Genomic DNA, 26504 nt, shown 5'->3' on the forward strand with positions numbered 1-26504 from the left:
ATACGGAGCGTCCAAACCTTCTCGAATAGGGTAAAGATGACCAAGTTTTCGACCATGATCAGCCTGATCGCCGTGGCCGCCGTCGGCATCACGCCGGTGTTGGCCCAGACTGTCAGCGACAATGAAGTGCCGACGACCAGCCTCAATATCCCGGGCAACGTCCAGATCTTCGGCGATGCCAAGGGCAATGTTTATCGCCCGTCGGCGACCGTGAACGGTGAGATCATCACTGCCACCGACATCGAACATCGCATGGCGCTGATCCGGATCGCCAACAATGATGTCGCGCTGCCCCCCGAAGAGTTGCAGCGGCTGCGCCAGCAGGTTTTCAGCAACCTGATCGACGAGAAATTGCAGATTCAGGAAGCCAAGGCAGCGGACATCACGATCGACGAAAATGTCGTCAACGACCAGTTCGCGCGGCTCGCGCTGCGCTTCAAGCAGACGCCCGAGCAGTTTTCGACCTATCTCGCTTCCAAAGGTTCGTCGGCGGCTGCGGTGAAACAGCAGATCCGCGGCGAATTTGCCTGGGATCGCCTGTTGTCGCGCAACATCCAGTCGACCACGAACGTCTCGACTGAGGAAGTGGAATCGGTCGTCCAGCGGATGAACGATGCCAAGGGACAGGATGAGTTCCATCTTGGCGAAATCTATCTGTCGGCACCGCCCGAAAATGTTGCTGCGGTGGTCGAGAATGCCCGCAAGATCATCCAGGCCTTGCAGTCGGGCGGCAGTTTTGCCGCTTATGCGCGCCAGTTTTCCGAAGCATCGACCGCCGTCGTCGGCGGCGATCTGGGCTGGGTAAAGGCAGGCCAGTTGCCCACGTCGATGGCGGAAGCGGCCGCGACGATGCAGCCGGGCCAGCTGGTCGGTCCGATCGAGGTTCCCGGCGGCGTGTCGATCATGCTGATGGTCGATCGGCGCCAGGTGCTGACCGCCGATCCGCGCGACGCGATCCTCAGCCTCAAGCAGATCTCGCTCGATTTCCCCGCCGGTACCACGCAGGCGCGGGCGTCGGAAATCGCGGGACAATTCGCCGAGGCGACGCGCAATATCGCGGGCTGCGGCGCTGCCGATGCGGTTGCCGCGCAATTGGGCGCCAATGTGGTGTCGCGCGACAATATCGAAATGCGGGTGTTGCCCGCACCGCTCCAGAACACGCTGGTGAATTTGCAGATCGGCCAGACGACCCAGCCGTTCGGCGCTGCCAACGAAGGGATCAGCGTCCTGGTGCTATGCGGCCGCGACATGCCGCAAACGGCGACGGCGCCGAACATCGAGCAGATCGAACAGCGCCTGCTCGAAGAAAAGGTCAACAAGCGGGCTCAGCGCTATCTGCGCGATCTCCGCCGGGATGCCGTGATCGAATATAGCTAATGGCTTACCCTGATCTTCGACAGCCGATCGCGGTCACCATGGGTGATCCGGCCGGCGTCGGACCCGACGTTACCGCCCGCGCCTGGGCCGCGCGCCGCGAACATGGCCTGCCCGCATTTGTCGCGATCGGCGACTCGGCGGCAATCGAAGCGGTTTGGGACGGTCCGATCGCCCGCGTCGGCGACATGGACGAGGTCCAGCGGGTCTTCGACGACGCGCTGCCCGTGTGGCACCTGGAAGACAGCGGACCGCTGACCCCCGGCGCACCGACCGCCGCGGGCGCCACCTGCGCGCTGCACGCGCTTGAGACCGGCATCGGCCTGACCCGCAACCAGGCGAGTTCCGCACTGGTCACCGGTTCGGTGTCGAAATTCGCCCTGCACGGTATCGGCTACACCCATCCCGGCCAGACCGAATTCATCGCCGAACGCTGCGGCGTCACCGCAACCAATGCGGTGATGATGCTGGCGGGGCCATCCCTCCGCGTCGTTCCGCTGACCGTCCATATCCCGCTCGCCCAAGTGCCCGAGCGACTGACGGTCGAGCTGATCGTCGCCAAGGCGCGGATCGTGGCGCGCGGGCTGAAACGCGATTTCGGCATCGAAAGCCCGCGCATCGCGCTCGCAGGACTCAACCCGCACGCCGGGGAAAGCGGCCAGCTCGGCAGCGAGGAAGACCGCGTCATGATTCCCGCGGTGGCACAGCTGGCCGAGGAGGGCATCATCGTCGATGGTCCGCTCGCCGCCGACAGCCTGTTCGCGCCAGCCGTCCGCGCGCGCTATGACGCCTTGCTTTGCGCCTATCACGACCAGGCGCTGACACCGTTCAAGGCGCTGCATTTCCACGACGGCGTCAATCTGACGCTCGGCCTGCCGATTATTCGGACCTCGCCCGACCATGGCACCGCGTTCAACATCGCCGGTACCGGGCTGGCCGATCCCGGCCCGACGATTGCCGCGATCGCCATGGCCGCCACGCTTGCCATCGCACGCGAGCGCAGCTGCGCGCCAGCGAAGTGAGCGCCCGCCCAGCGCCCGACCTGCCACCGCTGCGTGAAACGGTGCGCGCGCACGGGCTCTCCGCCAGCAAGGCGCTCGGGCAGAATTTCCTGTTCGACGAGCAACTGCTTGACCGCATCGCTGCAATCCCCGGCGACCTTAACGGCGCCACGGTATTCGAAGTCGGCCCCGGCCCCGGTGGCCTGACGCGCGCCCTGCTCCGTGCCGGGGCGAAGGTGATCGCGGTCGAACGCGACGATCGCTGCCTGCCGCTGCTCGCGGAGTTGAGTGAGGCGTTCCCGGGGCAGCTGACGGTGATTGCCGACGATGCGATGGCGGTCGACGTTGACGCGCTGACCGGCGGCACGCCCTACCATATTGTCGCGAACCTGCCGTACAATGTCGGGACCGCGCTGTTCACCCGCTGGCTCGAACCCGCCGCATGGCCGCCGCAATGGCGATCGCTCACCCTGATGTTCCAGCTCGAGGTCGCCGAGCGCATCGTAGCGCCGGTCGGGACCGATGCTTATGGACGGCTCGCGGTGCTCGCGCAGTGGCGGTCGAACGCGAAGATTGCGATGAAGGTCCACCGGTCGGCCTTTACCCCGCCGCCCAAGGTGATGTCGGCGATCGTCCATGTGACACCGGGCGACGAACCGGCAGGGGTCGATGCGAAGCGCCTCGCAAAGCTCACCGAAAAGGGGTTCGGCCAGCGGCGCAAGATGCTGCGCCAGAGCCTGAAGGGTGTCGAAGGCGCGGTCACGGCAGCCGAAGCGATCGGGATCGACCCGACCCGCCGCGCCGAAACGGTCAGCGTCGCCGAATGGATCGAGCTGGCGCGGACGCTGGGGGGCTAAGATAGGTCGCCACGACTTGGTGGCGAATGGCATGTCGGCTTTGGGGTGGAGAGCGGTCACAAGCTCCTCTCCCCTTGTGGGAGAGGATAGCGCAGCTTGCTCCGTCAGGAGCTAGCGAAGCTTGGTGAGGGGACGGACGCCAGCCCGCGCAACCCCCCTCTCAACTGCGGCTAGGCAGCAAAGCTGCCAAGCCTTCGTATCTCTCCCACAAGGGGAGAGAGGAAATGACGTACGTCCGCAATCGGTCGTTTCCGGTCATTCGATCCAAACCGACGCGAATGGCAGCTAACGACCGTTAACCGCCGTTCCCAATTGCGCTGGGGCGAGGATCAGTTCTGGTTGCTGGCACCAACCGTCGCGACGACGGGTTTCGGTACCAGCACTTCGGCGGCGACGACGCGCTTCGAGGCGCTCGATGCGATGGTCTTTTCGAGCGCCGCGACTTGCGGGCATTTGTCGCCGCAGACCCGCTGCGCCTCGGCCAGCTTCTCGCGCGCTAGTTCGAGGGCGCCCTTGTCGGCGAGCGCTTCGCCCTGCCCGGTCAGCGCGACGACGTCATTGGGTTCGAGCACCAACGCTTCGCGATAGAGACCGATCGCCTTGCCCGGCAGCCCCTGCGCGCGCGCGACCTGCGCCAGCGCGATGATCGCGGAGCGATTGCGTGGGTCGGCGGCGAGCGCCGATTCATACAGATCGATCGCAAGGTTGAGATCGCCGGCTTCCTGCGCCTTTTGCCCTTCCTGCTGGAGCGCGGTCGAGCGCGGGAAGATGTCATTGTCGGCGCGCTGGGCATCGGATGCCGTGGGCAGGCTGGCCAGGATAAGACCCGCGGACAGAGCCAGAATACCGACGCGCATCGCATTCTCCCATCTATTCATTGGCGAGGATGCTAACATGGCGCTGTCAGTCGTGCGAGAAAAAATCCGTCGCTGCGGTCATATGCCGGGGTGAGCAGAAAACCGGCCCCCGCGGCGCGGCCAATACCGTCCGGCAGATAGCCGGTGTCGGCAGTCCAGCCCGGATGATGATGCAGAAAATCATCCACTTGTGCCCGCCCCTCGCGCGCGATGATCGAGCAGACGGCATAAAGAAGTTTGCCGCCCGGCGCCACAAGATCGGCGCCAAGCTCGATCAGCTTCGCCTGATCGGCGAGATGCCGGTCGAGCCGCGACGGGGTAAGCCGCCAGCGAAGCTCGGGACTGCGCCGCCAGGTGCCGCTGCCCGAACAAGGCGCATCGACGAAAACGCGGTCGGCCCTGCCCTGCCAGTCGGCGAGCATATCATGTTCCTTGCCGGGGTTGAGCAGCCGCGTTTCGATGCGCGTCGCGCCCGCGCGTTCGGCGCGCGGCAAAAGCTGCTGGAGCCGCGCGCGGTTGGTGTCGCAGGCAAGAATATCGGCGGCGTCGCCGGTCGCCGACGCGATCGCCAAAGTCTTGCCGCCGCCGCCAGCGCACAGATCAACGATCGCCTGCCCTGCATGGGCATCGAGCGCCGCAGCGGCATACTGGCTCGCGGCGTCCTGAACCTCGAAACGTCCCTCGGCATAGGCCGCGTGCTGGACGGCGGCGGTTTCGCCCGGCAGACGCCAGCCGTCGGCAAGCCCCGCGATCGGCTCCCCTTCGGGAAAGATCGTCGCGAGTTCCTCGCCGCTCGATCGCAGGCGATTGGCCCGGAGATCAAGCGATGCGCGGACTAGCATCGCATCATGCTCAGCAGCATCGACCAGCGGGTCGAACAGCGCGACGAGTGCGGTCGCGGCAAGCCCGGTTTCGGCGCGCGGTTCGTCGGCGGCAATCGCCGCGGGGCCGTAGGAAGACCCGTCGAACAGCACCGCCAGTTCGGGATTGGTGTCGGCGAGCGCGAGCATCGCGGCGCGGCCCGACGGCGGGGCCGACCGGACGCGGCGGATCGCATCATAGACGAGGCCGCGGATCGCGCGGCGATCCTTCGACCCCGCGTAGCGCCGCGCGCGCATCGCTTCGCCAAAGATCGCGTCGGCAGGCGCCCCGCCCTCGCGCGCCGAGGCAGCGATAGCGTCGAGGATTTCGATTGCGGTCTGGACGCGGGCGGCGGGGGTCATTCAATTCTCCCCCTCCCCTTTAGGGGAGGGCAGCGAGACTGGCCAGCTTGCTGGCATAGTCGCAGAGGGTGGGGTTATCCGGCCTTGCGCATCATCTTACGCTCAACCCGCCGGATAATTCGGCGCTTCGCGCGTGATCGCGACATCGTGGACATGGCTTTCGCGCAGCCCCGCATTGGTGATGCGGACAAATTTGGCGCGCTCGCGGAAGTCGGCGAGCGTGCGGCTGCCGGTATAGCCCATCGCCGCTTTCACCCCGCCAACGAGCTGGTGAATCACGTCCTTGGCGGCGCCCTTGAACGGCACTTGACCCTCGATCCCTTCAGGGACGAGCTTCATCTGGTCCTTGATGTCCTGCTGGAAATAGCGGTCGGCCGAACCGCGCGCCATCGCGCCGACGCTGCCCATGCCGCGATAGCTTTTGTAGGTGCGGCCCTGGAACAGGAAGGTTTCGCCCGGCGCCTCGGCGGTCCCGGCCAGCAGCGAGCCGACCATGACGCACGATGCGCCCGCCGCCAGCGCCTTCGCGATATCGCCCGAGGTGCGCAGGCCGCCGTCGGCGATGACCGGGATATTCTGTTTCGCGGCCTGTTCTACGCTGTCGAGGATCGCGGTCAGCTGGGGTACGCCGACCCCGGCGACGATCCGCGTCGTGCAGATCGAGCCCGGACCGATGCCGACCTTCACACCATCGGCGCCCGCGTCGATCAGCGCCTTGGTCGCGTCGCCGGTCGCGACATTGCCCGCGAGTACCTGGACGCGGTTCGACAGCTTCTTGATGCGCTCGACGGTGTGGCCAACCATCTTGCTGTGCCCATGCGCGGTATCGACAACGATCAGGTCGCATTCGGCGTCGAGCAGCGCTTCGGCGCGCTCGATCCCCGAATCGCCGGTGTTGGTCGCCGCGGCGACGCGCAGGCGGCCGCTACCGTCCTTGGTCGCGTCGGGGAAATTGACCGCCTTTTCCATATCCTTGACGGTGATCAGACCGATGCAGCGATAATCGTCGTCGACGACGAGCAGCTTTTCGATGCGGCGCTGGTGCAGCAGCTTGCGCGCCTCGTCCTGCCCGACGCCGGGGCGAACGGTTGCGAGGTTGTCGGCGGTCATCAGTTCGCGCACCGGCTGGCCGGGATTGTCGGCGAAACGGACGTCGCGGTTGGTCAGGATGCCGACCAGCTTGCCGCCGGTTTCGACGACGGGGATACCCGAAATCCGGTGCTGGTTCATCAGCGCGGTGGCATAGGACAGCGGCGCGTCGGGGGTGATGGTGATCGGGTTGACGATCATCCCGCTTTCAAAGCGCTTGACCTGCCGCACCGCCGCGGCCTGTTCTTCGATCGTGAGGTTGCGGTGGAGAACGCCGATGCCGCCGATCTGCGCCATCAGGATCGCCATATCCGCCTCGGTCACCGTATCCATCGCCGACGACAGGATCGGGATATTGAGGCCGATCTCGCTGGTCAGCTGGGTCGCAAGGACCGCATCGCTGGGCAGAATTTCGGATGGCCCCGGCACCAGCAGGACATCGTCAAAGGTCAGACCGGTTGTGATTTCCATCGGGGCCACTTTCTGGTGCGGGCGGCGCCTGTCCCGCATATCGGGGCGGCGCGCGCGATTCGTTTGGTGGCGGCCCATGTAACCAGTCGGCCCCGCGCGCGCCAGTGGGCGGCGCATGATTATTTCGCGGGCGACGTTTCGGTCGGCTCGACGGTGAAACGGCTGTTTTCCAGCTGCAGTTCGTCCCCGCAATGGCTGCACGCGACGACCATGTTCAGATCGTGACCACAGGGGCGGTGGGTCAACAGCACCGGCGGCCCGCGCTCGTCCGAAAACCAGCGGTCGCCCCATTGCAGCAACGCGAGCAGCACCGGATAAAGGTCGCGGCCCTTGGCGGTCAGGCGATATTCGAAGCGGTCGCCGCGGTCGGAATAGGGTACCGCCCGAATAATCCCCTGCCGGATCAGGCGCTCGAGCCGCCCGGTCAGGATGTTGGTCGCCATCAGCGTGTCGCGCTGGATCTCGTCAAAACGGTTGATCTGCGTGAACATCGCGCGGACAACCAGCGTTGCCCAGCGGTCGCCGAACAGCTCGATCATCGTGTCGACCAGCGGGCAGCCACCCGGGCGCCGCGCGCCGATTTCGCCGTTGAACCGGCGGCGCTCGTAATGCGGGACGATCTGCGCCAGCCCCGGCCCTTCGCGCCAATCGACGTCGCGCGGGTCGATTTCGGCGTGGCAATGACCGCAGGTTGGCACTGGTTCGGTCGCATGGCCGCACGTTGCATGGTGCAGGCGGACCTGAAAGTCGCGGCCGTCCGCCTCCCACTTATGCTGCCAGCGCAGCATCATCAGGCCGTTGGGAAACTGGTCGCGGCCCTTTGGCGTGAGCATATAATGAAAACCGCGGCCGCCCTTGCGCGGCACCTTGGCGAGGCAATCCTCCTCGACCAGTTTCTTGAGCCGCCCGTTGACCACCGAGCGCGCGAGGCCGGTGCGCGCGACAAATTCGTCGAAGCTGTGGATGCCGAGCAAGGCCTGTTCCATGAGCAGCAGCACCGGTACATCGCCGACGACGTCGAGTGCGCGCCAGATCGAACAAGCCCTGATGGTGCGGTCGTGTTTCAAGCTCAAGCCATCCTGCAGTCCGTGCCGCCACTAAACCACGGCCGCTATCCCGACAAGGCTGGCAGGAGGGCAGTACACCGCCCTCCCCCGTGTCAAAAGCGCCCGGTCAACTGGACCGCAATCGTGCGCGGGCGATCGACGATGCCGTTGTACGCATTGCCGGCATTGCGGGTGATCGTCGTCGCCAGCGGCATCGAACTCGCGGTTTGCAGAATGCGCTGGTTGGTCAGGTTGCGACCGATCAGCGCGATCTCCCACCGGTCATCGACCTGCGCCAATGCCAGTCGGGCGCCGAGTTTGACGTAACCGTCCTGATGCGTGCGCGGGTCGAGGTTCGCGGCAGCGATATAGGAGGAGGAGAAGTCGGCATTGACGTTGAACGCCACCTTCATGTCGCTGCTGATCGGGGTCGTATAGTCGAGGTTGAGGTTGCCCGACCATTTCGGCGACAAGGCGTTGCGCAGCCCGGTATAGTCGCAGAAACCTCCCGGTCCCGGCGTTTGCAAATAATAGCATTGGCCCGAGGTGAAGTTGGTGAATTTGAAGTCGAGATAAGCGATCGCCCCGCTGAGCGTCAGCCCGTCTGCAAGCGCGGCGCGGAAATCGGCCTCGACCCCCTGCGTCCGCGCGCCCGCGGCGTTGGCGACGTTGAAGTTCAGCGTGCCGTCGAAGATATTGACCTGCAGATCCTTGTAGGTCGTGCGATAGAGCGACAGGTTGAACGCAACATTCCGCCCCTTGTACTTCAGCCCCGCCTCGAAATTGTCGGCGCTTTCATCCTCGAATTCGAATGCGCCGGGGCGAGCGACGGTGGTCGATCCCGGCAGCGAATTGGAGCGGATGTCGAAGCCGCCCGCCTTTGTGCCGCGTGCAAACGAGGCATAGAGCATCAGATCGTCGGTCGCGTCGAACTGGACGTTGACCATCGGGTTGAAACTGTCTTCGCTGAGTTTGCCCGATATGCTGTGTGCCTCGATATTGAGCGCGCGGAAGGTTCCGGCGACCACCAGCGGGTTGAAGGTGTTGAGCGGCCCGCGCACGATCGCCAGCGTGCGGCTGCCGCTTTTCTTTTCATGGTTGAAACGCGCGCCCGCGGTGATCCGGAAGCGGTCGCTGAGCGCGAGCTCGCCCTGCGCGAACACCGAGATCAGGTCGGATTTCTGCGAATAGACGCGGTCGTTGCGCGTATCGCCGATGGCGTTGAACGGCGGCCCCAGCGCAAGGAAGGTCGAGTTGAACAGCACCTGATCGTCGACATCGAGTTTGGCGTTCTGATAATAGACGCCGGCGATATAGTTGAACGCTTCGCCGCCGGGCGATGCCAGCCGCAATTCCTGCGAGAACTGGCGATAATCCTCCTGCAAGTTGGTGCCGTCGAGGAAGCTGATCCCCGAGAAATCGACATCGACGATTTCGCGGGTCTTGTAATCGAGCAGCGAGGTGACCGAGGTCAGCGTATGCTCGCCGATGTCCAGATCGGCGTTGAGCGTCGCGCCGAACACCTTGTTGCGGCTTTCATAGCCATTGTCCTCGCGGACAAAATCGGGGTTGGTGCTGACGAAGAACGGTCCCTGGAACACCGTATTGTAATTGCCGACCGCGCCGAACACGTCGCGCGGCTGCCCCTTCATTTCAAAATCGGCATATTCCAGCTTGAGCTCGGCGGCGAGCGGCCCGCCCTTGTCGAACTCCAGTTTGCCGCGAACATAATATTCGTCGACATTCGGTTCGTCGCGGTCGAGCTTCTGATTGTAGAAATAGCCGTCCATCGAGCGGTGATAGCCGACGACGCGCGCCTCGATCCCGTCGCTGAGCGGTCCCGACAAGACGCCCGTCAGCTGGAATTCCTTGTGATTGAATTCATAGAGGCCGCTTACCGACCCTTCGAATTCGTCGGTCGGGCTGCGCGTCGTGATGTTCACCGCGCCCGCGATGGCATTTTTGCCGAACAGCGTCGGCTGCGGCCCGCGCAGCACCTCGACGCGCTCCATATCGACCAGCGGCAGGCGCGACAGCTGGTCGCGGCCATAATAGACGCCGTCGACGAACATCGCGACCGACTGTTCGAACCCCTTGTTGTCGCCCGACGCGATGCCGCGGATCGCGATGCGGTTGGCAATCGCGGTCTGGGTGATCTTGAGATTGGGGACCGACGAGGAAATCTGTTCGAGATTGGTCTGGCCGTAATTTTCGACCTGCTTGCCGCTGATCGCCGAGATCGAGATCGGTACGTCGGACAGGCCTTCGGCACGCTTTTGCGCGGTGACGATGATTTCCTCGAGCCCGCCTTGATCGTCAGCGGGGGCCGCATCCTGCGCCCATGCGGCGGCGGGGCTGGCGAGCGCCGATACGGCGAGCAGCGCGGCGAAGTGCTTTTTCATGATATGTCTCCCTCCCACCATCGTCGGGTTTGCCCCGCGATGTTTTTCTGGCCTTGCCACTCTTATCGTCTTTAAGTATCGTTATGCAAGTCAGATAATCGGGAGAACATCATAGTGCCGCAAAACGGCCTTCCACCGGCGTTGACGCGCAATTTGCGGTTGCCCGCGATTGCCGCGCCGATGTTCCTTGTTTCCGGTCCCGAAATGGTGATCGCCGCTTCGCGCGCGGGCGTGATCGGCAGCTTCCCGGCCCCCAATGCGCGCACCTCGGCGGACCTCGAAGATTGGGTGAGCCGGATCGACGCCGCGCTGTCGAACGACCCCGATACGGCGCCCTGGGCGGTCAACCTGGTCGTCCATCCGTCGAACAGCCGCCTCGCCGAAGATCTCGCCTGCGTCGTGCGCCACAAGGTGCCGCTGGTGATCACCGCGCTCGGCAGTCCGGCGCGGGTGGTCGAGGAAATCCACAGCTATGGCGGGCTCGTCTTTGCCGACGTCAACTCGGTCGGCTTCGCACGCAAGGCCGCGGCGGCGGGAGTCGACGGGCTCGTGCTCGTCGCCGCCGGCGCGGGCGGCCACACCGGCGCGACCGCGGGCTTCGCCTTTGTCGAGGAAGTGCGGCAGTTCTGGGACGGGCCGCTTGTGCTCGGCGGGGCGATCTCGACGGGTCACGCTGTACGTGCGGCCGAGATACTCGGCGCGGACCTCGCCTATCTCGGCACGTCGCTGATCGCCTGTGCCGAGAGCATGGCGGTGCCGGGATATAAGGAGATGGTCGTTGCCGCCGGTGCCGAAGACATCGTGCCTTCAAAAGGTATCACCGGTGTGACCGCCAACTGGCTGAAATCGAGCCTGATCGCCGCAGGCTATGACCCCGCGAACATGCCCGAGGACAAGCGCCCGAATTTCTCCGACGCGCAGGACGACGCGAAGGCGTGGAAGAACGTCTGGTCCGCCGGACAAGGCGTCGGCGCGGTACGCGGCGTCGAACCCATCGCGACCATCGTCGATCGCCTGATTGTCGAATATGATGCCGCCGCCGCAAGGCCGCGCTTTACCCCCGCCGAAGGAGTCCTCGCATGACCGCCGAACTCGTCGAGACGATCCAGACTACGATCCAGCCGAACGATCATCCCTACATGAAGGGCGCGTGGCGACCGACGTACAACGAGTGGAACGCGATCTTTGCCAATGGCGATGCCGAGGTGATCGGCAATATCCCGACCGACATCGACGGCGTTTATGTCCGCACCGGCGAGAACCAGATCCACGAGCCGATCGGGCGCTATCATCCGTTCGACGGCGACGGGTTCATTCATGCGATTTCGTTCAAAGGTGGCCGGGCGAGCTATCGCAGCCGGTTCGTCCGCACCAAGGGATTTGCGGCGGAGAAGGAGGCCGGCCGCTCGCTGTGGGCCGGGCTGATGGAGCCGCCGCACAAGTCGACACGCCACGGCTGGGGCGCGCAGGAATGGCTGAAGGACAGCAGCTCCACCGACGTCGCGATCCATGCCGGCAAGATCATCTCGACCTTCTATCAGTGCGGCGAAGCCTATCGGCTGGACCCCTTCACGCTCGAACAATATGGCACCGAAAGCTGGGTGCCGCTCGACGGTATTTCGGCGCATTGCAAGGTCGACCACGCAACCGGCGAACTCATGTTTTTCAATTACTCGAAGCACGCGCCCTTCATGCACTATGGCGTCGTCGGGCCGGATAACAAGCTCAAGCATTATATCCCGGTGCCGCTGCCCGGTCCGCGCCTGCCGCACGACATGGCGTTCACCGAAAATTACACGATCCTCAACGACATGCCGCTCTATTGGAACGAGGAGTTGCTCGAAAAACGGCTGCACGTCGTGCAGTTCCATCCGGACCAGAAGACGCGCTTCGCGATCATTCCGCGGCATGGGCAGCCCGAGGATATCCGCTGGTTCGAAGCGGAGCCGACCTACACGCTGCATTGGCTCAACGCGTGGGAGGAAGGCGACGAGATCATCCTCGACGGCTATTATCAGGAAGAGCCGATGCCGAAATCCTATCCCAACGCCCCCGAGGGCTTGGAGCGGATGATGGCCTATCTCGACCAGGGGCTGCTCAAGCCGCGCCTCCACCGGTGGCGGTTCAACCTTAAAACGGGCGAAACGAAGGAAGAGCGGCTCGACGATCGCGACCTCGAATTCGGCATGTTCAACCACCGCTATGCGGGCAAACCCTACCGCTACGCCTATAGCGCGATCCCCGAACCGGGCTGGTTCCTGTTCCGCGGGTTGGTCAAGCACGACCTCGCGAACCGTACGAGCGAAGAATATGAATTCGGCCCCGGCCGCTTCGGTAGCGAGGCGCCATTTGCGCCGCGGATCAACGCGAAGGACGAGGATGATGGCTATCTCGTCTCTTTCATCGCCGACCTCGAAACCGACAAATCCGAATGCGTGCTGATCGACGCGAAGAATATCGCGGCAGGACCGGTGTGCCGGATCATCCTGCCCGAACGCATCTGTTCGGGAACGCACAGCGTCTGGGCGAGCGGCGACGATATCGGCATGGGCGAAAACAGCGTACTGGCCGCCTGAGATGATTGTCGCGGGAGAGGAAAAGCGGCGGCAGTATCGGGCAAGCGGCTGGTGGGGCGATCAGACTTTCGCCGACCTGTTCGCGGCCAATGCCGCGGCGCATCCCGAGCGGCTCGCGCTGGTCGATGCGCCGAACCGCGCGGATTTCGCATTCGGTGAGCCGCAGCGGCTGACCTACGCCGAGCTGGCGGCAGAGATCGACCGGCTCGCGGGCGCGCTTGTCACCGCCGGGATTGGTAAGGACGATGTTCTGCTCGTCCAGCTTCCCAACATCAGCGAATTTGTCGCGCTCTATTTTGCGGCGGCAAAAATCGGCGCGATCGTCAGCCCGGCGGCGGTGCAATATCGCAGCCATGAGCTGAAGGGCATGATCGGCGTCGTCGAACCCAAGGCCTTCGTCTGCGCGACGCAGGTCAAGGGCTGCGACCATATCGGTGTCGCGGCGCCGTTGCTCGATGGCATTGCGCTGATGACCTTCGGCCCCGATGCGCCCGCAGGCGCGCTCGACCTTTCAACCGCCGACGGCGACGCCGAAGCCCTCGCTGCACATGTTGCCGCGAACCCGGTCGATGCCGACGATATTTTCACCATCTGCTGGACTTCGGGCACCACCGGCGTGCCGAAGGGCGTGCCGCGCAGCCACAATCACTGGATCGCCGTCGCCGCCGCGGGTTACGAGGCGATGAAGGTCGGGCCAGGCGACGTCTTGCTCAACCCCTTCCCGCTCATCAATATGGCGAGCATTGGGGGCATCACCATGTGCTGGCTGACCAGCGCGGGGACGATGGTGCTGCACCATCCCTTTGACCCCGGCATATATCTCAAGCAGATCGCGACCGAGCGGCCGAGCCTAACGATCGCGCCGCCCGCGGTGCTCAACATGCTGCTGCAGAATGAAGCGTTGCTCGCCTCGGTCGATCTCTCCAGCCTGCGCGTCATCGCCTCGGGTTCGGCGCCGCTCGCGCCCGCGATGGTGCGCGGTTTTCAGGAGCAGCTCGGCATCATCATCGTCAACGTCTTCGGGTCGAACGAGGGGATGAGCTTCATCACCGGCGAAGGCGACATGCCCGACCCCGACAAGCGCGCGAGCCTATTCCCGCGCCGCGGCCAATATCCGCCGCCCTATGGCGAGGGCCGCGCCGCGAACATCGAAAGCCGCCTCGTGTCGCCCGGCGGCGGCGACCCGATCGAGGCTGACGGCATATCGGGCGAATTGCAGATCCGCGGCCCCAGCCTGTTCGAGGGCTATCATAACGCCCCCGATCGCACCGCCGAGGCCTTCACCGACGACGGCTGGTTCCGCACCGGAGACCTGTTCGAGATCGCCGAGGGGGGAGACTTCTATCGCTTCGTCGGGCGCTGCAAGGATCTGATGATCCGCGGCGGGGTGAACATCTCGCCCGAGGAGATAGACCAGTTGCTCGGCGGGCATCCGCTGCTTGCCGAAGCCTGCGTTTTCTCGCTTCCCGACCCGACGATGGGCGAGCGGATCGGGCTCGCCTATGTTCCGCGCGGCAGCGACGATATCAGCCTGTCAGATGTGACCGACTATCTGCGCGAAAAGGATTTGGCGGTGTTCAAGCTCCCCGAACGCCTGTTCCGCTTCGACGCGCTGCCGCGCAACGTCACCAACAAGGTGATGCGCAGCGAAGTGCGCGAGCAAGCGCTCGCCACTCTTGAAAAGGAAGCCTGACATGGCGAAAGACGTCTTCATCCTCGGCGGCGCGCAGACCGACTTCTCGCGCAATCTCGAACGCGAGGGCGGCGGGTTGTTCGAGCTGTTCCGCGACGTCGCCGAAGCCGCGTTCGCCGCGACGGGGATCGAACCGAAGGAAGTCGAAACCGCGCATGTCGGCAATTTCGTCGGCGAGCTGTTCGCGGGCCAAGGCCAGCTCGGCGGCTTCTTCGGCCATGTCCACCCCGACCTCGCGGGCATCCCCGCGTCGCGCCACGAGGCCGCCTGCGCGTCGGGCAGCATCGCGATCCTCGCCGCGGCCGCCGAGATCGAGGCCGAACGCTATGGGCTTGCGCTGGTGCTCGGCATCGAGCTGATGCGCAACGTCCCCGGCCAGCGCGCCGCCGAATATCTCGGCGCCGCCGCCTGGGCGGGCCGCGAGGCGCAGGAAGCGCGCTACCTGTGGCCGTGGATGTTCGCACGCGTCGCCGAGGAATATGACGAGCGCTTCGGGCTCGACCGCGCGCATCTTCGCGCGATCTCCGCCAACAACTTCGCCAACGCCAAGAAAAACCCCAATTCGCAGACACGCGGCTGGGCGGTGACCGACGATCATCTCGGCGAGAATGACGAGGTCAATCCGCTGATCGAAGGGAGCCTGCGCAAGTCAGATTGCGGGCAAGTCACCGACGGCGCCGCCGCGATCTTCCTCGCCTCGCGCGATGTCGCCGAAGCCTATGCAAAACGACGCGGTATCCCGCTCGGCAGCATCCCGCGCATCAAGGGCTGGGGCCATGCCACCGCGCCGCTGCTCTATTCGACCAAGGTCGCCGACAGTCGCGGCGGCGACTATGTCTTCCCCAGCGTACGCAAGGCGATGATGGATGCGCTACGCCGCGCGGAGATGCCCGACATCTATGCGTGTGACGGGGTCGAGGTGCATGATTGCTTTTCGATCACCGAATATATGGCGATCGACCATTTCGGCATCACCAAACCCGGCGAAAGCTGGCGCGCCATCGAGGACGGGACCATCGCGCTCGGCGGGAAATTGCCGGTCAATCCATCGGGCGGGCTGATCGGGCTGGGGCATCCGGTCGGTGCCACAGGGGTACGGATGCTGCTCGACAGCTGGCGGCAAGTTACCGGCAACGCAGGCGATTATCAGGTCGAAGGCGCGCGCAACTTCGCGACCTTCAACGTCGGCGGCAGCGCGACGACAGCGGTCAGCTTCGTCGTCGGCACCTGATTTGACTGATGTCTATCTCTACGACGCGGTGCGCACGCCGCGCGGCAAGGCGCGGCCCGACGGTGGGCTCGCCAACCTGAGCCCGCAGGAACTGGTGCGCCAGCAGGCGGCGGCGCTGGCGGCGCGCTGCGGCGACATGGCCGCGCACCCCGACGGCTTGATCCTCGGCTGCGTGACGCAGACCGGCGCGCAGGGAGGGCATCTGGCGATGCTGGCGAAACTGCATAGCGACCTGCCCGACACGATCGCGGTGCAAACGATCAACAATTATTGCGCATCGGGGCTATCGGCGATCGGCCAGGCCGTCGCGCGCGTGGCGAGCGGCCAAGCGTCGCATATTCTGGCCGGCGGCGTGGAATCGATGAGCGCGGTGCCGTTCCTGAGCGATCGCGCCGCTTTCTATGGCAATGACGAGTTGCCGCCGCGCGCGCGCTTCGTGCCGCCGGTCCTTGCTGCCGACCGGCTGGCGAACAGCGAAGGCATCACGCGCGCCGAACTCGACGCCGCGGCGCTGACGTCACAGCAACGGGCGGCGGCGACCGATCGCGATGCAGCGCTGCAACGCTCGCGGATCGCCACCGGCGCGCTCGACGGCGAAGAATGTATCCGGCCGCAAACCAGCGCGGAATCGCTCGCCGCTGCGCCCGCTGCGTTCGGCGAGTTGCAGCGCCAATATACCGGCGCGCTGGAAGATACGACGTTCGAGCCGCTCCACAGCATCGCCCACGCCCCGCCGATCTGTGACGGCGCCGGGATGGCGCTGGTCGGCGCCGCCGGGCTCGGTCCCCCTCCCCGCGCCCGCGTGGTCGCTTTTGCCGAAAGCGGCGGCGATCCCGTCGCCTCCCTGACCGCAGGCTTTGCCGCGATGGACAAGGTGCTGGCGCGCACCGGGCTGGCGCTCGACGACATGGACCGAATAGAATTCATGGAGGCGTTCGCCGTAACGATCGCGAAATTCCTGCGCGACCGCGATGTCGATGGCGCACGAGTCAATGTCAGCGGTGGGCATCTGGCGAAGGGGCATCCGATGGGCGCCAGCGGCGCGATCCTGACCTCGACCCTGCTCGACGCACTCGATGCCTGCGGGGGCCGCTACGGGCTGGTCGTGCTGACCGGCGCGATGGGCGTCGGCGCGGCGATGGTGGTCGAGCGGGTGGAAAGCTGACCTAAGTTTCGTCATCCCGGCGAAGGCCGGGATCTCACCGGCGCGTCTTTGCGATAGGTCGAGATCCCGGCCTTCGCCGGAATGACGAAAAGAAGGAGTACCGCGTTGCCTGAAGGCCCAGACTTACCTCCCCAACAAATCCCGATTGCGCAAAACCGCCATTCCGCTATGGGCGGCGCGTGCGGGGCTTGCCCTGCACATGATCGCACCGGTGCCCGAAAGGGCTTAAAATGGGAACGCGGTGACGGGGTTCTTGCCGAACCCCGGAAGCCGAGGCTGTCCCTGCAACTGTAAGCGGCGAGCGCGATGCACTGATCCGGATTTGCGGATCAGCCACTGGGGCAACCTGGGAAGGCGTGCATCAAGCCCTGACCCGCGAGCCAGGAGACCTGCCGGCGTGGGTCGCTCACTGCCAAGGCCCAGGGAATGGCCGCGGCACGGACACCTCCGTCGAGCGACGACCAAGCGGCTGGAGCCGCTTCGGTGCCGGGGTTGCAGGCCTTTACGCCACTTGCGACGCCGACATCGGTCGATCGCTTTTGCGTTTCGGCAGGCTCCGCCTTCGTTGCCGGCGTGCGGGGGCTTCCCATGTTGAAATTTGCGACCGTTTCCTTGTTAGCACTGACGGCGGCAACGCCCGCCTTTGCGCAATCCGCTGACACCATCGTCGTCACCGCATCGGGGATCGAACAGCCGCGCGACGAGGTCGGACAAGCGATTACCGTCATCGACGCCGCGACCATCGAACGGCGCCAGTCGGTCGATGTCGTCGACCTGCTCGCCACCACCCCCGGAGTCCGCTTCAACCGGACCGGCGGCACCGGATCGGTCGCGGGCATCTCGCTGCGCGGCGCCGAAACGACGCAGACTTTGGTGCTGATCGACGGGGTGAAGGTCAACGATCCCAGCGGGATCGGCGACGGCTATGATTTCGGCCACCTGCTCACCGGCAACATCGGCCGCATCGAAGTGTTGCGCGGTTCGAACTCGGTCGTGCATGGCAGCCAGGCCATCGGCGGCCTCGTCAGCCTGATGACCGCGACCCCGGCAGAGGGCTTCGCGGCGAAGGCTTCGGCCGAATATGGCTATAGCGATACGGTCAATGCCAAAGCCGATGTGTCGGGCACCGCCGGGGCGATTTCGGGCGGGATCGGCGGGGCTTACTTCCGCACCGACGGCATCTCGTCAGCGGCGGGGGGCACCGAGAAGGATGGCTACAAGAATTTCGCCGGCAACGCGCGGTTGAAAGTGGCGTTCAGCGACGCGCTCAGCCTCGATCTGCGTGGCTACTACATCAACGCCGACCTCGATTATGACAGTTTCTTCGGCGCCCCCGCCGACAGCCCCGACGTCGCCAAGCTCGACCAATATGTCGGCTATGCCGGGCTGAACATCGGCCTGTTCGATGGCAATTTCACCAACCGCGCGGCGGTGACGTGGATGCGCAACGAGCGCGATTATTATTTCGTGCGCGGGACCGCGCCCGATTACGGCTATTCGGGTACCAATCTGCGGTTCGAATATCAGGGGGTCGTGACGCCGGTCACCCAAGCGAAGCTGATCTTCGGTTACGAACATGAGCGTCCCGATTATGATTTCTTCGGCTTTGGATCGACTGACAGCCAGAAGGCCAATATCGACAGCGTCTATGCGCTGGGCATCGTCCAGCCGTTCACCGGCCTGTCGGTAACCGGCGGCATCCGCCATGACGATCACAGCCAGTTTGGCGGCGCGACGACACTGGGCGCCAACGCCAATTATTCGCCGAATGCGGGCGCGACCAATGTTCGGCTGAGCTATGGCGAGGGTTTCAAGGCACCGTCGTTGTACCAGCTCTACGACGCGTTCAGCGGCAATGCGGCGCTGCGCCCTGAAGAATCGAAGAGCTATGACATCGGCATAGACCAGTCGCTCGCCGAGGAACGGGCGTTGATCTCGGTAACGGCGTTTCTGCGCAACACCGTCAACCAGATCAATTACGACAATGCGACCTTCACTTACGGCAATATCGACCGCACCCGCGCCAAGGGCGTCGAAGCGACGCTGGCGCTGCGCCCGATCGATGCGCTCAATGTCACCGCGTCGTACAGCTATATCGACGCGCGCGATCGGTCGGGCCGTCCCGCGTTTGACGGCAAGCGCCTGCCGCGCCGCGCCGCGCATGCGGTCAGCCTGTCGGCGGATTATGACTGGTCGTTCGGGCTATCGACCGGCGCGACGATCACGATGGTCGGCGACAGTTTTGACAATGCGGCGAACAATGTGCGGCTCGACGGCTATGCGCTCGCCGGGCTTCGCGCATCCTTCCCGGTGGGTGGCCATTTCGAGATCTACGGCCGCGTCGACAATCTGTTCGACGCCGATTACGCGACCGCCGCGGGTTACGGCACCTACGGCCGCGCGGCCTATGGCGGCGTGCGGGCGCGCTTCTGATGAAAGCGCGCACCGACGCCGAACATACGGCGAAGATGAAGAAAATCCAGGCGGCGCAGAACAAGAAGGTCGCGGCGAAGACGGTCGAAAAGGGGCTGGTGATCGTCCACACCGGCCCCGGCAAGGGCAAAACCTCCGCCGCGCTCGGCATGGCGGTGCGCGCGATCGGCCACGACATGAAGGTCGGCGTCGTGCAGTTCGTGAAGGGTGCGATGAAGACCGGCGAGAAGGCGGTGTTCGACCGCTTTCCCGACCTGATCGAATTCAAGCCGATGGGCGAAGGCTTTACCTGGGACACGCAGGACCGCACGCGCGACATCGCGGTCGCGCGCGCGGCGTGGGACGAGGTCAAGCGCATGATCGCCGACCCAAGCTACAAGATGGTGATCGCCGACGAGCTCAATATCGTGCTGCGCTACGACTATCTGCCCGTCGATGAGGTGCTGGAGGCGCTGGCCGCGAAGCCGCACATGACGCATGTCGTCGTCACGGGCCGCAACGCGCCCGAGGCGCTGATCGAGGTCGCCGATCTTGTCACCGAAATGGCGCAGGTGAAGCATCCGTTCCGCGAACAGAATGTGAAGGCGCAGAAAGGGGTCGAATTCTGATGCGCAAACGCGCGCTTGCGGCGGTGGCGGCGCTGCTCGGCGGCGCGGGGCTGCTGTGGGCGGCTGCCCCTGCCCCGCGCGTCAAGGCACCTGCGGTGCCGCAGCGCATCGTGTCGATCAACCTCTGCGCCGACCAGCTTGTGCTTGCGCTTGCCGACCGGGAACAGATCGCGGGGCTGACGAAAAATGCGACCGACGCCGAAATGTCGGGCGAGGCCGCCAAGGCGCGCGGTATCCCGTTGCTCAGCAATTCGGCGGAGCAGATATTGGCGATCGAACCGGATTTGATCGTCGGCATGCCCGCGAGCCGAAGCGCGGCGCTCCGCGCGCTGCCGCAGCAAGACTATCCGTTGCTCGACCTCGCAACAGCGAACACGCTCGATGAAATCTACACCTCGATCCGCGAGACGGCGGCGGCGGTCGGCCATCCCGAACGCGGCGGCGCGCTGATCGCGCGGATGCAGGGAGAACTCGCTGGGTTGCCCAAGCCGGGTAAGGGCCGCGTCGCAGCCTATTATCAGCGGCGCGGCTATATGACCGGAACCGGGACGTTGATCAACGAGCTGATGGGGCGCGTCGGGCTGGTCAATCTGGCGGGCAAGCTCGGCAAGCCGCCGCTGTCGCAACTGAGCCTTGAGGAAATGGTCGCGGCGCAGCCCGATTTCCTGATCGTCGAAAGCGCAACCGACGTGGTGACCGACCAAGGCAGCGAAATGCTGCACCATCCAGCGCTGAGCGGGATCCCACGCATCAGCATTCCGCAGGCATGGACGGTGTGCGGCAGCCCCGCCTACACAGCGGCGGCGCGGAGCATCACGGCGCAGATTGCGCGCATCGACGGGGACCGCTCATGAACCGTTTTGCCGTGCCCCGCTGGTCGCTGATCGCGTCGCTGCTGTTGCTGACACTTGCCGCCGCGATCGGCTCGATGCTGTTCGGTGCGGTCGATCTGTCGGTCGCGCGATTGCTGGCCGCTGCAAGCGGCAACGGCGACCGGGTGGCGTCGATCATCCTGTTCGACCTGCGCCTGCCGCGGACAATCCTCGCGCTTGCGGTCGGCGCGATGCTAGGGCTCGCGGGCGCGGCATTGCAGGGCTATTTGCGCAACCCGCTTGCTGAACCGTCGGTGCTCGGCACCTCGAACGCTGCGGCGCTCGGCGGGGTCGCGGCGATCTATTTCGGCATTGCCGAGTTGCATCCGGTGATGCTGCCGGTGCTGGCGACAGGCGGCGCACTCGTCTCGCTCGTATTGCTGTTCGTCTTGGCCGGTCGCGCCGAAAGCCCCCTTACCCTGATCCTCGCAGGGATCGCGGTCGGCACGCTCGCCGTCGCGGGGACCAGCCTCGCGCTCAACCTGTCACCCAATCCGTTCGCGGCGATGGAGATCATGACCTGGCTGCTGGGCAGCCTCGAAAACCGGTCGTTCGACCATGTGTGGATCGCGCTGCCGTGCATCGCGATCGGCGGGGCGATGCTGCTGTGGAATGGCCGCGCGCTCGATGCGCTGACGCTCGGCGAGGATGCCGCGCAGGCGCTCGGCACGGACCTTCGGCGAACAAGATTGCGGCTGCTCGTCGGCACCGCGATCGGAGTCGGCGGCGCGGTTGCTGTCGCGGGCGCGATCGGTTTTGTCGGGCTGATCGTGCCGCACCTGATCCGTCCGCTGACCGACCGCAGCCCGTCGGCGATCCTGCTGCCTTCGGCGATCGGTGGCGCCGCGCTGCTGACGCTCGCCGACCTCGGGGTCCGTATCATTCCGACGACGAACGAGCTGAAGCTGGGGGTCGTCACCGCCTTTCTGGGGGTGCCGGTCTTCCTGATCCACCTGATGCGGGAGCGGCGGCTATGGTAAGCATCACTCTCGATCATGTCGGTGTCACGCTTGGTCGCCGCGCGGTCGTGCACGATGTCAGCGCCGAGTTCGGCGCAGGAACGCTGACCGCCATCGTTGGCCCCAATGGTGCCGGCAAATCGACGCTGGCGCGCGCGATGCTCGCGCTGGTGCCCGCCAGCGGGACAGTAACGATCGACGGCATCGACGCGACCGCGATGCCGCGCGGCGAGCTCGCGCGGCACATCGCCTATGTGCCACAGGGGCAGACCTTGCACTGGCCGCTGACTGTCGAACGGCTCGTCGGGCTGGGACGGTTGCCCCACCTTGCGCCGATGTCGCGAATATCTGACGCCGATACCGCCGCGATCGAGCGCGCGATGGCGCGCGCCGATGTGCTGGAGCTACGCGATCGGATAGCGACCGAGCTGTCGGGCGGCGAGCGCGCACGCGTGTTGTTCGCGCGCGCGCTGGCGGTCGAGGCACCCGCGCTGATCGCCGACGAACCGCTCGCGAGCCTCGACCCCGGACACCAGATCGACGTGATGGATATGCTGCGCGCCGAGGCGGCGGGCGGCGGGCTGGTGATCGCGGTGCTGCACGATCTGACCCTCGCCGCGCGCTATTGCGACCGGCTGTTGCTGATCGATCGCGGGCGGATCGTCGCCGATGGCACACCCGCCGAAGTCATGACCGCCGAGCGTCTGCGCGCCGTGTACGGGATCGACGCCGCGGTCGAGACCGGCGGCGACTGGCCCACGATTACGATATTTGGCCGCGCCTCTGGCTAACGAACTGGTGCAGCCACACGCACGGTGCGACTTGTCCGTTTGCCATCGGCCGAGCGACTGCGCAGTTCGATTTCACCACTGACGCCGACTGGCCCCGAATAGCGCGTCCAGTCGCCCCCGCCGATCCGATATTCGATCGCCGTCCTCGGAAAGATGCTGTTCGCCTCCAGCCTGCCGTTGGCGATCCGGGCGCCCGGCGGCGCAACGCGATAGGCAATCGCCATGCGGTCGAGCATCGGCAGCTGTGCCGCGACGCGTCCCGCAAAATCCTGCCAACCCGCCTTGAGCTTCACCGCATCGACGCGCTTGTCACCCCATTCATAAGTGGCGCCCGCACCGTAGGGCGGCGCCCATGTCGCCGGACTCCACGCGCGTTCGGCGAGCGCGAGCAAGCGCGGGAACAGCATATAATCGACCTGGCCATCGGTGCGGATCGTCTCGCTCCACAATTGCGCTTGGACCCCCGCGATCCGGCGTCCCGATTGCAGCACTGGCTCATCCGCGATCGCCTTGCCCTCGGCGTGGGTGTTGCGGATCGTCGCAGCGTTGGCGGGCAGGTTGCCGGGCATGAAGCCGAACACCTGATAGTCGTCGACCCCGCGCGAGGCCCAATGATAGCCGCCCTCGTCGGGATGCGGGGCATAGGGCATGTCGAAATAGCCGAGGTCGGGGATCGACAGCACGACGTCCCAACCGCGGTTCAACTGGTCATGCGCCTCGCGCACCGCGCCGCCGTGCAGCACGCCCCAGATGTTCGTCTGGACATTGCCGGGCATCTTTGCGGCGTCAGTGTGCCCCATGCCGTCGCTCCAGCCGCCGGTGCGCAAGCCTTGGGCGGAGAGACCCTGTGCAACCCGCTCAATAAAGCGCGGGGTGAGCTTGCCCGCGTCGCCGCCATTTTCGGCGATCATCGCCCGGCAGGCTGGCGATTTCACCCAGGCGCCCGCGGTTTCGTCGGCACCGATGTGAAAGATGCGCAGCGGCGTTCCCGCCTGCCGGTGCATGTCGACAAGCGCATCGACCACCGTATCGACAAAGCGATAGGTCGCGGGCAGGCAGACGTTCAGCGTATTGTCGTTATAATGCTGGATGCTGCGATATTCGGTCGTGTCCGCCGGGTCGATCAGGCGATAAGCGTCGGCATCTGCCGCCTTGCCCGCGGCCATCAGCCGCGCGTGGCGAACCTCCATCGCCTTGATCGCGGCGCGGCTGTGGCCTGGCATGTCGATAGACGGGATGACCTCGATCTGCCGCGCCGCCGCGGCCTGAACGATCGCGACATAATCGGCGGTGGTCAGATAGCCGTTGACTCCCCCCTTCCCGTCATGACCGGCGCCGAGCTGGGGCAGCAGGCACGCCTGCTCTTGCAGGTCATGGCATCGTTTCGATCCGATCTCCGCGAGTTCGGGAAGCGCCGGAATTTCGATCCGCCAGCCCTCGTCGTCGGCCAGATGGAGGTGCAGCTTGTTGAGCTTGTACGCCGCCATGGCCTCGACCAGCTTCAATATCTGGTCGCGGCCGTGGAAATTGCGGCCAAGGTCGATGTGCAACCCACGAAAGCCATATTCGGGGGCGTCCACCACGCGCAGCGGTTTCATCCGGCCCTTTTCAAACGCCGCCTGCTGCGCCAGCGAGCGCAGCGCATGGCTGGCTCCCGCCGCGTCGTGCGCGGTGATCGCGATCCCCGACGTCCTGACGTCGAGCATATATCCCTCGGGCTTTACGATTGCGACCGGATCGACCCGGACCGTCAGCGGCAGTGCGCCGCCTTCGGCGACACCGAGCGACGCGAGCGCGGGCGCGACGGCGGCCCTTTCGACACCGTGGAGCGTCAACGCAATCCCCCGGCCAAGATCGACCGACGGCCGATTGCCCTGCACCGCCTCGATCGGTTTCGGCAGGATCGCCACACCGGTTGTCGCAGCGGCTTGGCGCTCCGCCTGTACGGCAAAGGCCCGTTCGGCGGTCAACCAGCGGGTCCGATCGGCGTCGCTTTTGGTCGCCAGCCGTGCCTCGTTCGTCATCGGCGCCGCGAACGGCAGGGCTTCGAGGCCGGTTTCGGGATCGATGACCGCGCGCGTGGCGGCAATCGTCCGTGGGTTTACCCCGTCGGCGACGAGATAGGCATTTGGCATCGCAAATGCCCGCGAGAAATTGGCGCCGATCCCCCATAGCTTGACGACGTGCCGTGCACCGGGGCGCAGCGTCGCGCCGGGCTTCAGCGTCAATTGCTGAACATCGCCGTTGATCAGCCGGTGCGTAAAGATATCGCTTTCGACCAGCGGCAACTGATTGACGAAGCTGAAATAGAGCGAGAGGCCGCGCGTCGGCAGTGCATCGGGCAGGGTTTCAGGGAACGTCAGCGTGATCGTGGTCAGGAAACAACCGGCAATCCCGGTTGGGCATTGGGGCCGGTTGTCGACGGTTTCCAGCTGATAGCCCAGCGTGTCGGCGAATTGGTCGAGTGCCGCCTGCGGCGACGCCTCGGCTGCCGCGGCTTGCGGCGCAATCAGCGCCGCCACCGCCAGCATCGCCCAACCCACCGGCTGCATAATCGTCTCCCATCCTAAATTTGTATTCAATTTGTCATGTCGATGCGAGACGGTCAACGCCTTTCCACGACCCAGGAGATGCAACAAGTCCTCCTAAATCTAACGCAATAGAAACCGATGAGCCCTCGTCAACGGCGTAGGAATTGGTTTTAAATTAGTATTGCTTCTCGCCTACGGGCATGGCAGAGACGTCGATCGCTGCCAGAAGGCCACCCTTCGACTGCCCCAAAACGACGAGCGCGCACCGCCGTGGCATCCGTCGCCACACGCAACAAAGATTGACGCAACGATACCAATGCAACACATATGATCGCGGCGCTGGCTTTATAGCCATTGCGCCGGGGCAATCAGGTGGAGCAAGGTCGTTGTCATTGATCGAACGCGTGGGTCCGCTCCACAAGGACGACCCGACCCCACTTTATCTGCAATTACAGAAGGTTCTGCGCGGCGCGATCGAGGGGCAGCTGGTCAGGCCGGAGGAGGCGATCCCCACCGAGCGCGATCTGGCCGAGGAATTCGACGTGTCGCGCATCACCGTGCGCAAGGCGATCGACGGGCTGGTCGCCGATGGCATCGTCGCGCGGCGCCGCGGCGCCGGGACCTTTGTCACGCGCCCCCGAGACGAGAAAAGCTTCTCCAAGCTCACCTCATTTTCAGAGGATATGGTGTCGCGCGGCCGCAAGCCGCACAGCGAATGGATCAGCAAGACGGCCGGCGCGGTGACGCCCGAAGAGGCATTGTCGCTGGGGCTGTCGCCGGGGTCACTCGTCTATCGCTTCCACCGTATCCGCTATGCCGACGATACGTCGATGGCGCTCGAATATGCGACGATCCCGGCCTATTGCCTGCCCTCGGTCGAAGCGGTTGATGCGTCGCTGTATGAAGCGCTGGAAGCCGCCGGCCATTTGCCCGCGCGCGCGTTGCAACGATTGCGCGCCATTGCCTTTACCGCCGAACAGGCGGACATTCTGGGGATCGAGCCGGGTATGCCGGGGCTGTTCATCGAACGGCGCGGCTTTCTGGCCGACGGGCGCACCGCCGAATTCACCCAAAGCTATTATCGCGGCGACGCCTATGACGTCGTGGCGGAGCTGAACGGCTAGCCCAGCCCCGACATACCGAGGCTTTGATGCCAGCGCGGCGCGCTGATCGACGCCGTGCGCGCCGCGTCGCGCGTACGATCGCGAGAGCCGCCAGATCGGCTGAACCGATTTTTTGAACATACATCTTGATGAGCTATATATAACCTATATAGTACCAATATATCGAGCCGCTGCGAGCCGCTCGACCGGGAGGCCAGATTG

The 26504-nt window shown here is 65.0% G+C and carries 20 protein-coding genes and 1 riboswitch; of the genes, 14 read left to right on the forward strand and 6 right to left on the reverse strand.

Translation table 11 applies throughout. From position 1 onward, the window contains the following. Positions 1 to 36: 36 nt before the first annotated feature. The 3 genes from SPYCW_RS10780 to rsmA are packed head-to-tail and all read left to right on the forward strand — an operon-like array spanning position 37 to position 3232. Positions 37 to 1377, forward strand: coding sequence for a peptidylprolyl isomerase (locus SPYCW_RS10780; protein WP_120216781.1), 1341 nt, complete (start codon positions 37 to 39; stop codon positions 1375 to 1377). Further along, the gene (gene pdxA / locus SPYCW_RS10785) at positions 1377 to 2396 is read left to right on the forward strand and encodes a 4-hydroxythreonine-4-phosphate dehydrogenase PdxA (protein ID WP_120216782.1); all 1020 of its coding nucleotides are present in this window, start codon (positions 1377 to 1379) and stop codon (positions 2394 to 2396) included. The genes SPYCW_RS10780 and pdxA overlap by 1 nt, the downstream gene beginning before the upstream one ends. Then, positions 2393 to 3232 carry a 16S rRNA (adenine(1518)-N(6)/adenine(1519)-N(6))-dimethyltransferase RsmA gene (gene rsmA / locus SPYCW_RS10790; protein ID WP_232014675.1) on the forward strand — a complete coding sequence of 280 codons (840 nt, stop codon included), beginning with the start codon at positions 2393 to 2395 and terminating at the stop codon, positions 3230 to 3232. The genes pdxA and rsmA overlap by 4 nt, the downstream gene beginning before the upstream one ends. 329 nt (positions 3233 to 3561) lie before the next feature. Here the strand turns inward: rsmA and SPYCW_RS10795 are convergent, their stop codons facing one another. The 5 genes from SPYCW_RS10795 to SPYCW_RS10815 all read right to left on the reverse strand — a co-directional run bounded on the left by SPYCW_RS10795 (position 3562) and on the right by SPYCW_RS10815 (position 10320). Further along, entirely contained in the window at positions 3562 to 4089 is a 528-nt protein-coding gene (locus SPYCW_RS10795) for a tetratricopeptide repeat protein (protein ID WP_120216783.1), read from the reverse strand. Between the two features lie 32 nt (positions 4090 to 4121). Beyond that, positions 4122 to 5312 (reverse strand): RsmB/NOP family class I SAM-dependent RNA methyltransferase, encoded by a 1191-nt coding sequence (locus tag SPYCW_RS10800; RefSeq protein WP_120216784.1) that lies wholly within the window; start codon positions 5310 to 5312, stop codon positions 4122 to 4124. Positions 5313 to 5414: 102 nt separating this feature from the next. After that, on the reverse strand, positions 5415 to 6872 hold the full coding sequence (gene guaB, locus SPYCW_RS10805) for an IMP dehydrogenase (protein ID WP_120218249.1): 1458 nt from the start codon (positions 6870 to 6872) through the stop codon (positions 5415 to 5417). A 119-nt stretch (positions 6873 to 6991) separates the two neighbouring features. Continuing rightward, a complete protein-coding gene (locus tag SPYCW_RS10810) occupies positions 6992 to 7945 on the reverse strand; it encodes a winged helix-turn-helix transcriptional regulator (protein ID WP_232014676.1) in 954 nt (317 codons plus the stop codon). Positions 7946 to 8031: 86 nt separating this feature from the next. Then, complete coding sequence (locus SPYCW_RS10815; protein WP_232014677.1) at positions 8032 to 10320, reverse strand: TonB-dependent receptor; 2289 nt, start codon at positions 10318 to 10320, stop codon at positions 8032 to 8034. Between the two features lie 114 nt (positions 10321 to 10434). Between SPYCW_RS10815 and SPYCW_RS10820 the strand changes: the two genes are divergently transcribed. From SPYCW_RS10820 to SPYCW_RS10865, 10 genes are all read left to right on the forward strand, one after another. Then, positions 10435 to 11403, forward strand: coding sequence for an NAD(P)H-dependent flavin oxidoreductase (locus SPYCW_RS10820; RefSeq protein ID WP_120216787.1), 969 nt, complete (start codon positions 10435 to 10437; stop codon positions 11401 to 11403). After that, complete coding sequence (locus SPYCW_RS10825; protein ID WP_120216788.1) at positions 11400 to 12896, forward strand: carotenoid oxygenase family protein; 1497 nt, start codon at positions 11400 to 11402, stop codon at positions 12894 to 12896. The genes SPYCW_RS10820 and SPYCW_RS10825 overlap by 4 nt, the downstream gene beginning before the upstream one ends. A 1-nt stretch (position 12897) precedes the next feature. Beyond that, a complete protein-coding gene (locus SPYCW_RS10830) occupies positions 12898 to 14589 on the forward strand; it encodes a class I adenylate-forming enzyme family protein (RefSeq protein ID WP_120216789.1) in 1692 nt (563 codons plus the stop codon). A gap of 1 nt (position 14590) precedes the next feature. Beyond that, on the forward strand, positions 14591 to 15820 hold the full coding sequence (locus SPYCW_RS10835) for an acetyl-CoA acetyltransferase (RefSeq protein ID WP_120216790.1): 1230 nt from the start codon (positions 14591 to 14593) through the stop codon (positions 15818 to 15820). A 1-nt stretch (position 15821) separates the two neighbouring features. Continuing rightward, the gene (locus SPYCW_RS10840; RefSeq protein WP_120216791.1) at positions 15822 to 16985 is read left to right on the forward strand and encodes an acetyl-CoA C-acyltransferase; all 1164 of its coding nucleotides are present in this window, start codon (positions 15822 to 15824) and stop codon (positions 16983 to 16985) included. Between the two features lie 193 nt (positions 16986 to 17178). Next, positions 17179 to 17396, forward strand: a riboswitch (cobalamin riboswitch). 177 nt (positions 17397 to 17573) lie between these two features. Beyond that, positions 17574 to 19418 (forward strand): TonB-dependent receptor plug domain-containing protein, encoded by a 1845-nt coding sequence (locus tag SPYCW_RS10845; protein ID WP_120216792.1) that lies wholly within the window; start codon positions 17574 to 17576, stop codon positions 19416 to 19418. Then, positions 19418 to 20026: a cob(I)yrinic acid a,c-diamide adenosyltransferase gene (gene cobO, locus SPYCW_RS10850; RefSeq protein ID WP_120216793.1), complete on the forward strand. Its 609-nt coding sequence runs from the start codon at positions 19418 to 19420 to the stop codon at positions 20024 to 20026. The genes SPYCW_RS10845 and cobO overlap by 1 nt, the downstream gene beginning before the upstream one ends. Continuing rightward, positions 20026 to 20880, forward strand: coding sequence for an ABC transporter substrate-binding protein (locus SPYCW_RS10855; RefSeq protein WP_120216794.1), 855 nt, complete (start codon positions 20026 to 20028; stop codon positions 20878 to 20880). Before cobO ends, SPYCW_RS10855 begins: the two co-directional genes overlap by 1 nt. Further along, a complete protein-coding gene (locus tag SPYCW_RS10860; RefSeq protein WP_120216795.1) occupies positions 20877 to 21878 on the forward strand; it encodes a FecCD family ABC transporter permease in 1002 nt (333 codons plus the stop codon). Before SPYCW_RS10855 ends, SPYCW_RS10860 begins: the two co-directional genes overlap by 4 nt. After that, positions 21872 to 22648, forward strand: a complete 777-nt coding sequence (locus SPYCW_RS10865) for an ABC transporter ATP-binding protein (RefSeq protein WP_120216796.1) — start codon at positions 21872 to 21874, stop codon at positions 22646 to 22648. The genes SPYCW_RS10860 and SPYCW_RS10865 overlap by 7 nt, the downstream gene beginning before the upstream one ends. Here the strand turns inward: SPYCW_RS10865 and SPYCW_RS10870 are convergent. Beyond that, positions 22645 to 25200 (reverse strand): family 20 glycosylhydrolase, encoded by a 2556-nt coding sequence (locus tag SPYCW_RS10870; RefSeq protein WP_172595477.1) that lies wholly within the window; start codon positions 25198 to 25200, stop codon positions 22645 to 22647. The two genes, SPYCW_RS10865 and SPYCW_RS10870, sit on opposite strands and share 4 nt — an antisense overlap. A 365-nt stretch (positions 25201 to 25565) precedes the next feature. On the opposite strand from SPYCW_RS10870, the gene SPYCW_RS10875 reads away from it, so the two are divergent. Continuing rightward, complete coding sequence (locus SPYCW_RS10875; protein WP_120216797.1) at positions 25566 to 26303, forward strand: GntR family transcriptional regulator; 738 nt, start codon at positions 25566 to 25568, stop codon at positions 26301 to 26303. The last annotated feature ends 201 nt before the right edge of the window (positions 26304 to 26504 follow it).

It is taken from the genome of Sphingopyxis sp. EG6 (assembly GCF_003609815.1).
Classification (GTDB): Bacteria; Pseudomonadota; Alphaproteobacteria; order Sphingomonadales; family Sphingomonadaceae; genus Sphingopyxis.

What these genes read in the sequence shown, in the direction of transcription:
- pdxA (WP_120216782.1), top strand. Translation starts at nt 1,377, where the DNA reads ATGGCTTACCCTGATCTTCGACAGCCGATCGCGGTCACCATGGGTGAT.
- SPYCW_RS10865 (WP_120216796.1), top strand. Translation starts at nt 21,872, where the DNA reads ATGGTAAGCATCACTCTCGATCATGTCGGTGTCACGCTTGGTCGCCGC.
- cobO (WP_120216793.1), top strand. Translation starts at nt 19,418, where the DNA reads ATGAAAGCGCGCACCGACGCCGAACATACGGCGAAGATGAAGAAAATC.
- SPYCW_RS10830 (WP_120216789.1), top strand. Translation starts at nt 12,898, where the DNA reads ATGATTGTCGCGGGAGAGGAAAAGCGGCGGCAGTATCGGGCAAGCGGC.
- SPYCW_RS10870 (WP_172595477.1), bottom strand. Translation starts at nt 25,200, where the DNA reads ATGCAGCCGGTGGGTTGGGCGATGCTGGCGGTGGCGGCGCTGATTGCG.
- guaB (WP_120218249.1), bottom strand. Translation starts at nt 6,872, where the DNA reads ATGGAAATCACAACCGGTCTGACCTTTGACGATGTCCTGCTGGTGCCG.
- SPYCW_RS10815 (WP_232014677.1), bottom strand. Translation starts at nt 10,320, where the DNA reads ATGAAAAAGCACTTCGCCGCGCTGCTCGCCGTATCGGCGCTCGCCAGC.
- SPYCW_RS10845 (WP_120216792.1), top strand. Translation starts at nt 17,574, where the DNA reads ATGTTGAAATTTGCGACCGTTTCCTTGTTAGCACTGACGGCGGCAACG.
- SPYCW_RS10780 (WP_120216781.1), top strand. Translation starts at nt 37, where the DNA reads ATGACCAAGTTTTCGACCATGATCAGCCTGATCGCCGTGGCCGCCGTC.
- SPYCW_RS10825 (WP_120216788.1), top strand. Translation starts at nt 11,400, where the DNA reads ATGACCGCCGAACTCGTCGAGACGATCCAGACTACGATCCAGCCGAAC.
- SPYCW_RS10800 (WP_120216784.1), bottom strand. Translation starts at nt 5,312, where the DNA reads ATGACCCCCGCCGCCCGCGTCCAGACCGCAATCGAAATCCTCGACGCT.
- SPYCW_RS10855 (WP_120216794.1), top strand. Translation starts at nt 20,026, where the DNA reads ATGCGCAAACGCGCGCTTGCGGCGGTGGCGGCGCTGCTCGGCGGCGCG.
- SPYCW_RS10795 (WP_120216783.1), bottom strand. Translation starts at nt 4,089, where the DNA reads ATGCGCGTCGGTATTCTGGCTCTGTCCGCGGGTCTTATCCTGGCCAGC.
- SPYCW_RS10860 (WP_120216795.1), top strand. Translation starts at nt 20,877, where the DNA reads ATGAACCGTTTTGCCGTGCCCCGCTGGTCGCTGATCGCGTCGCTGCTG.
- SPYCW_RS10835 (WP_120216790.1), top strand. Translation starts at nt 14,591, where the DNA reads ATGGCGAAAGACGTCTTCATCCTCGGCGGCGCGCAGACCGACTTCTCG.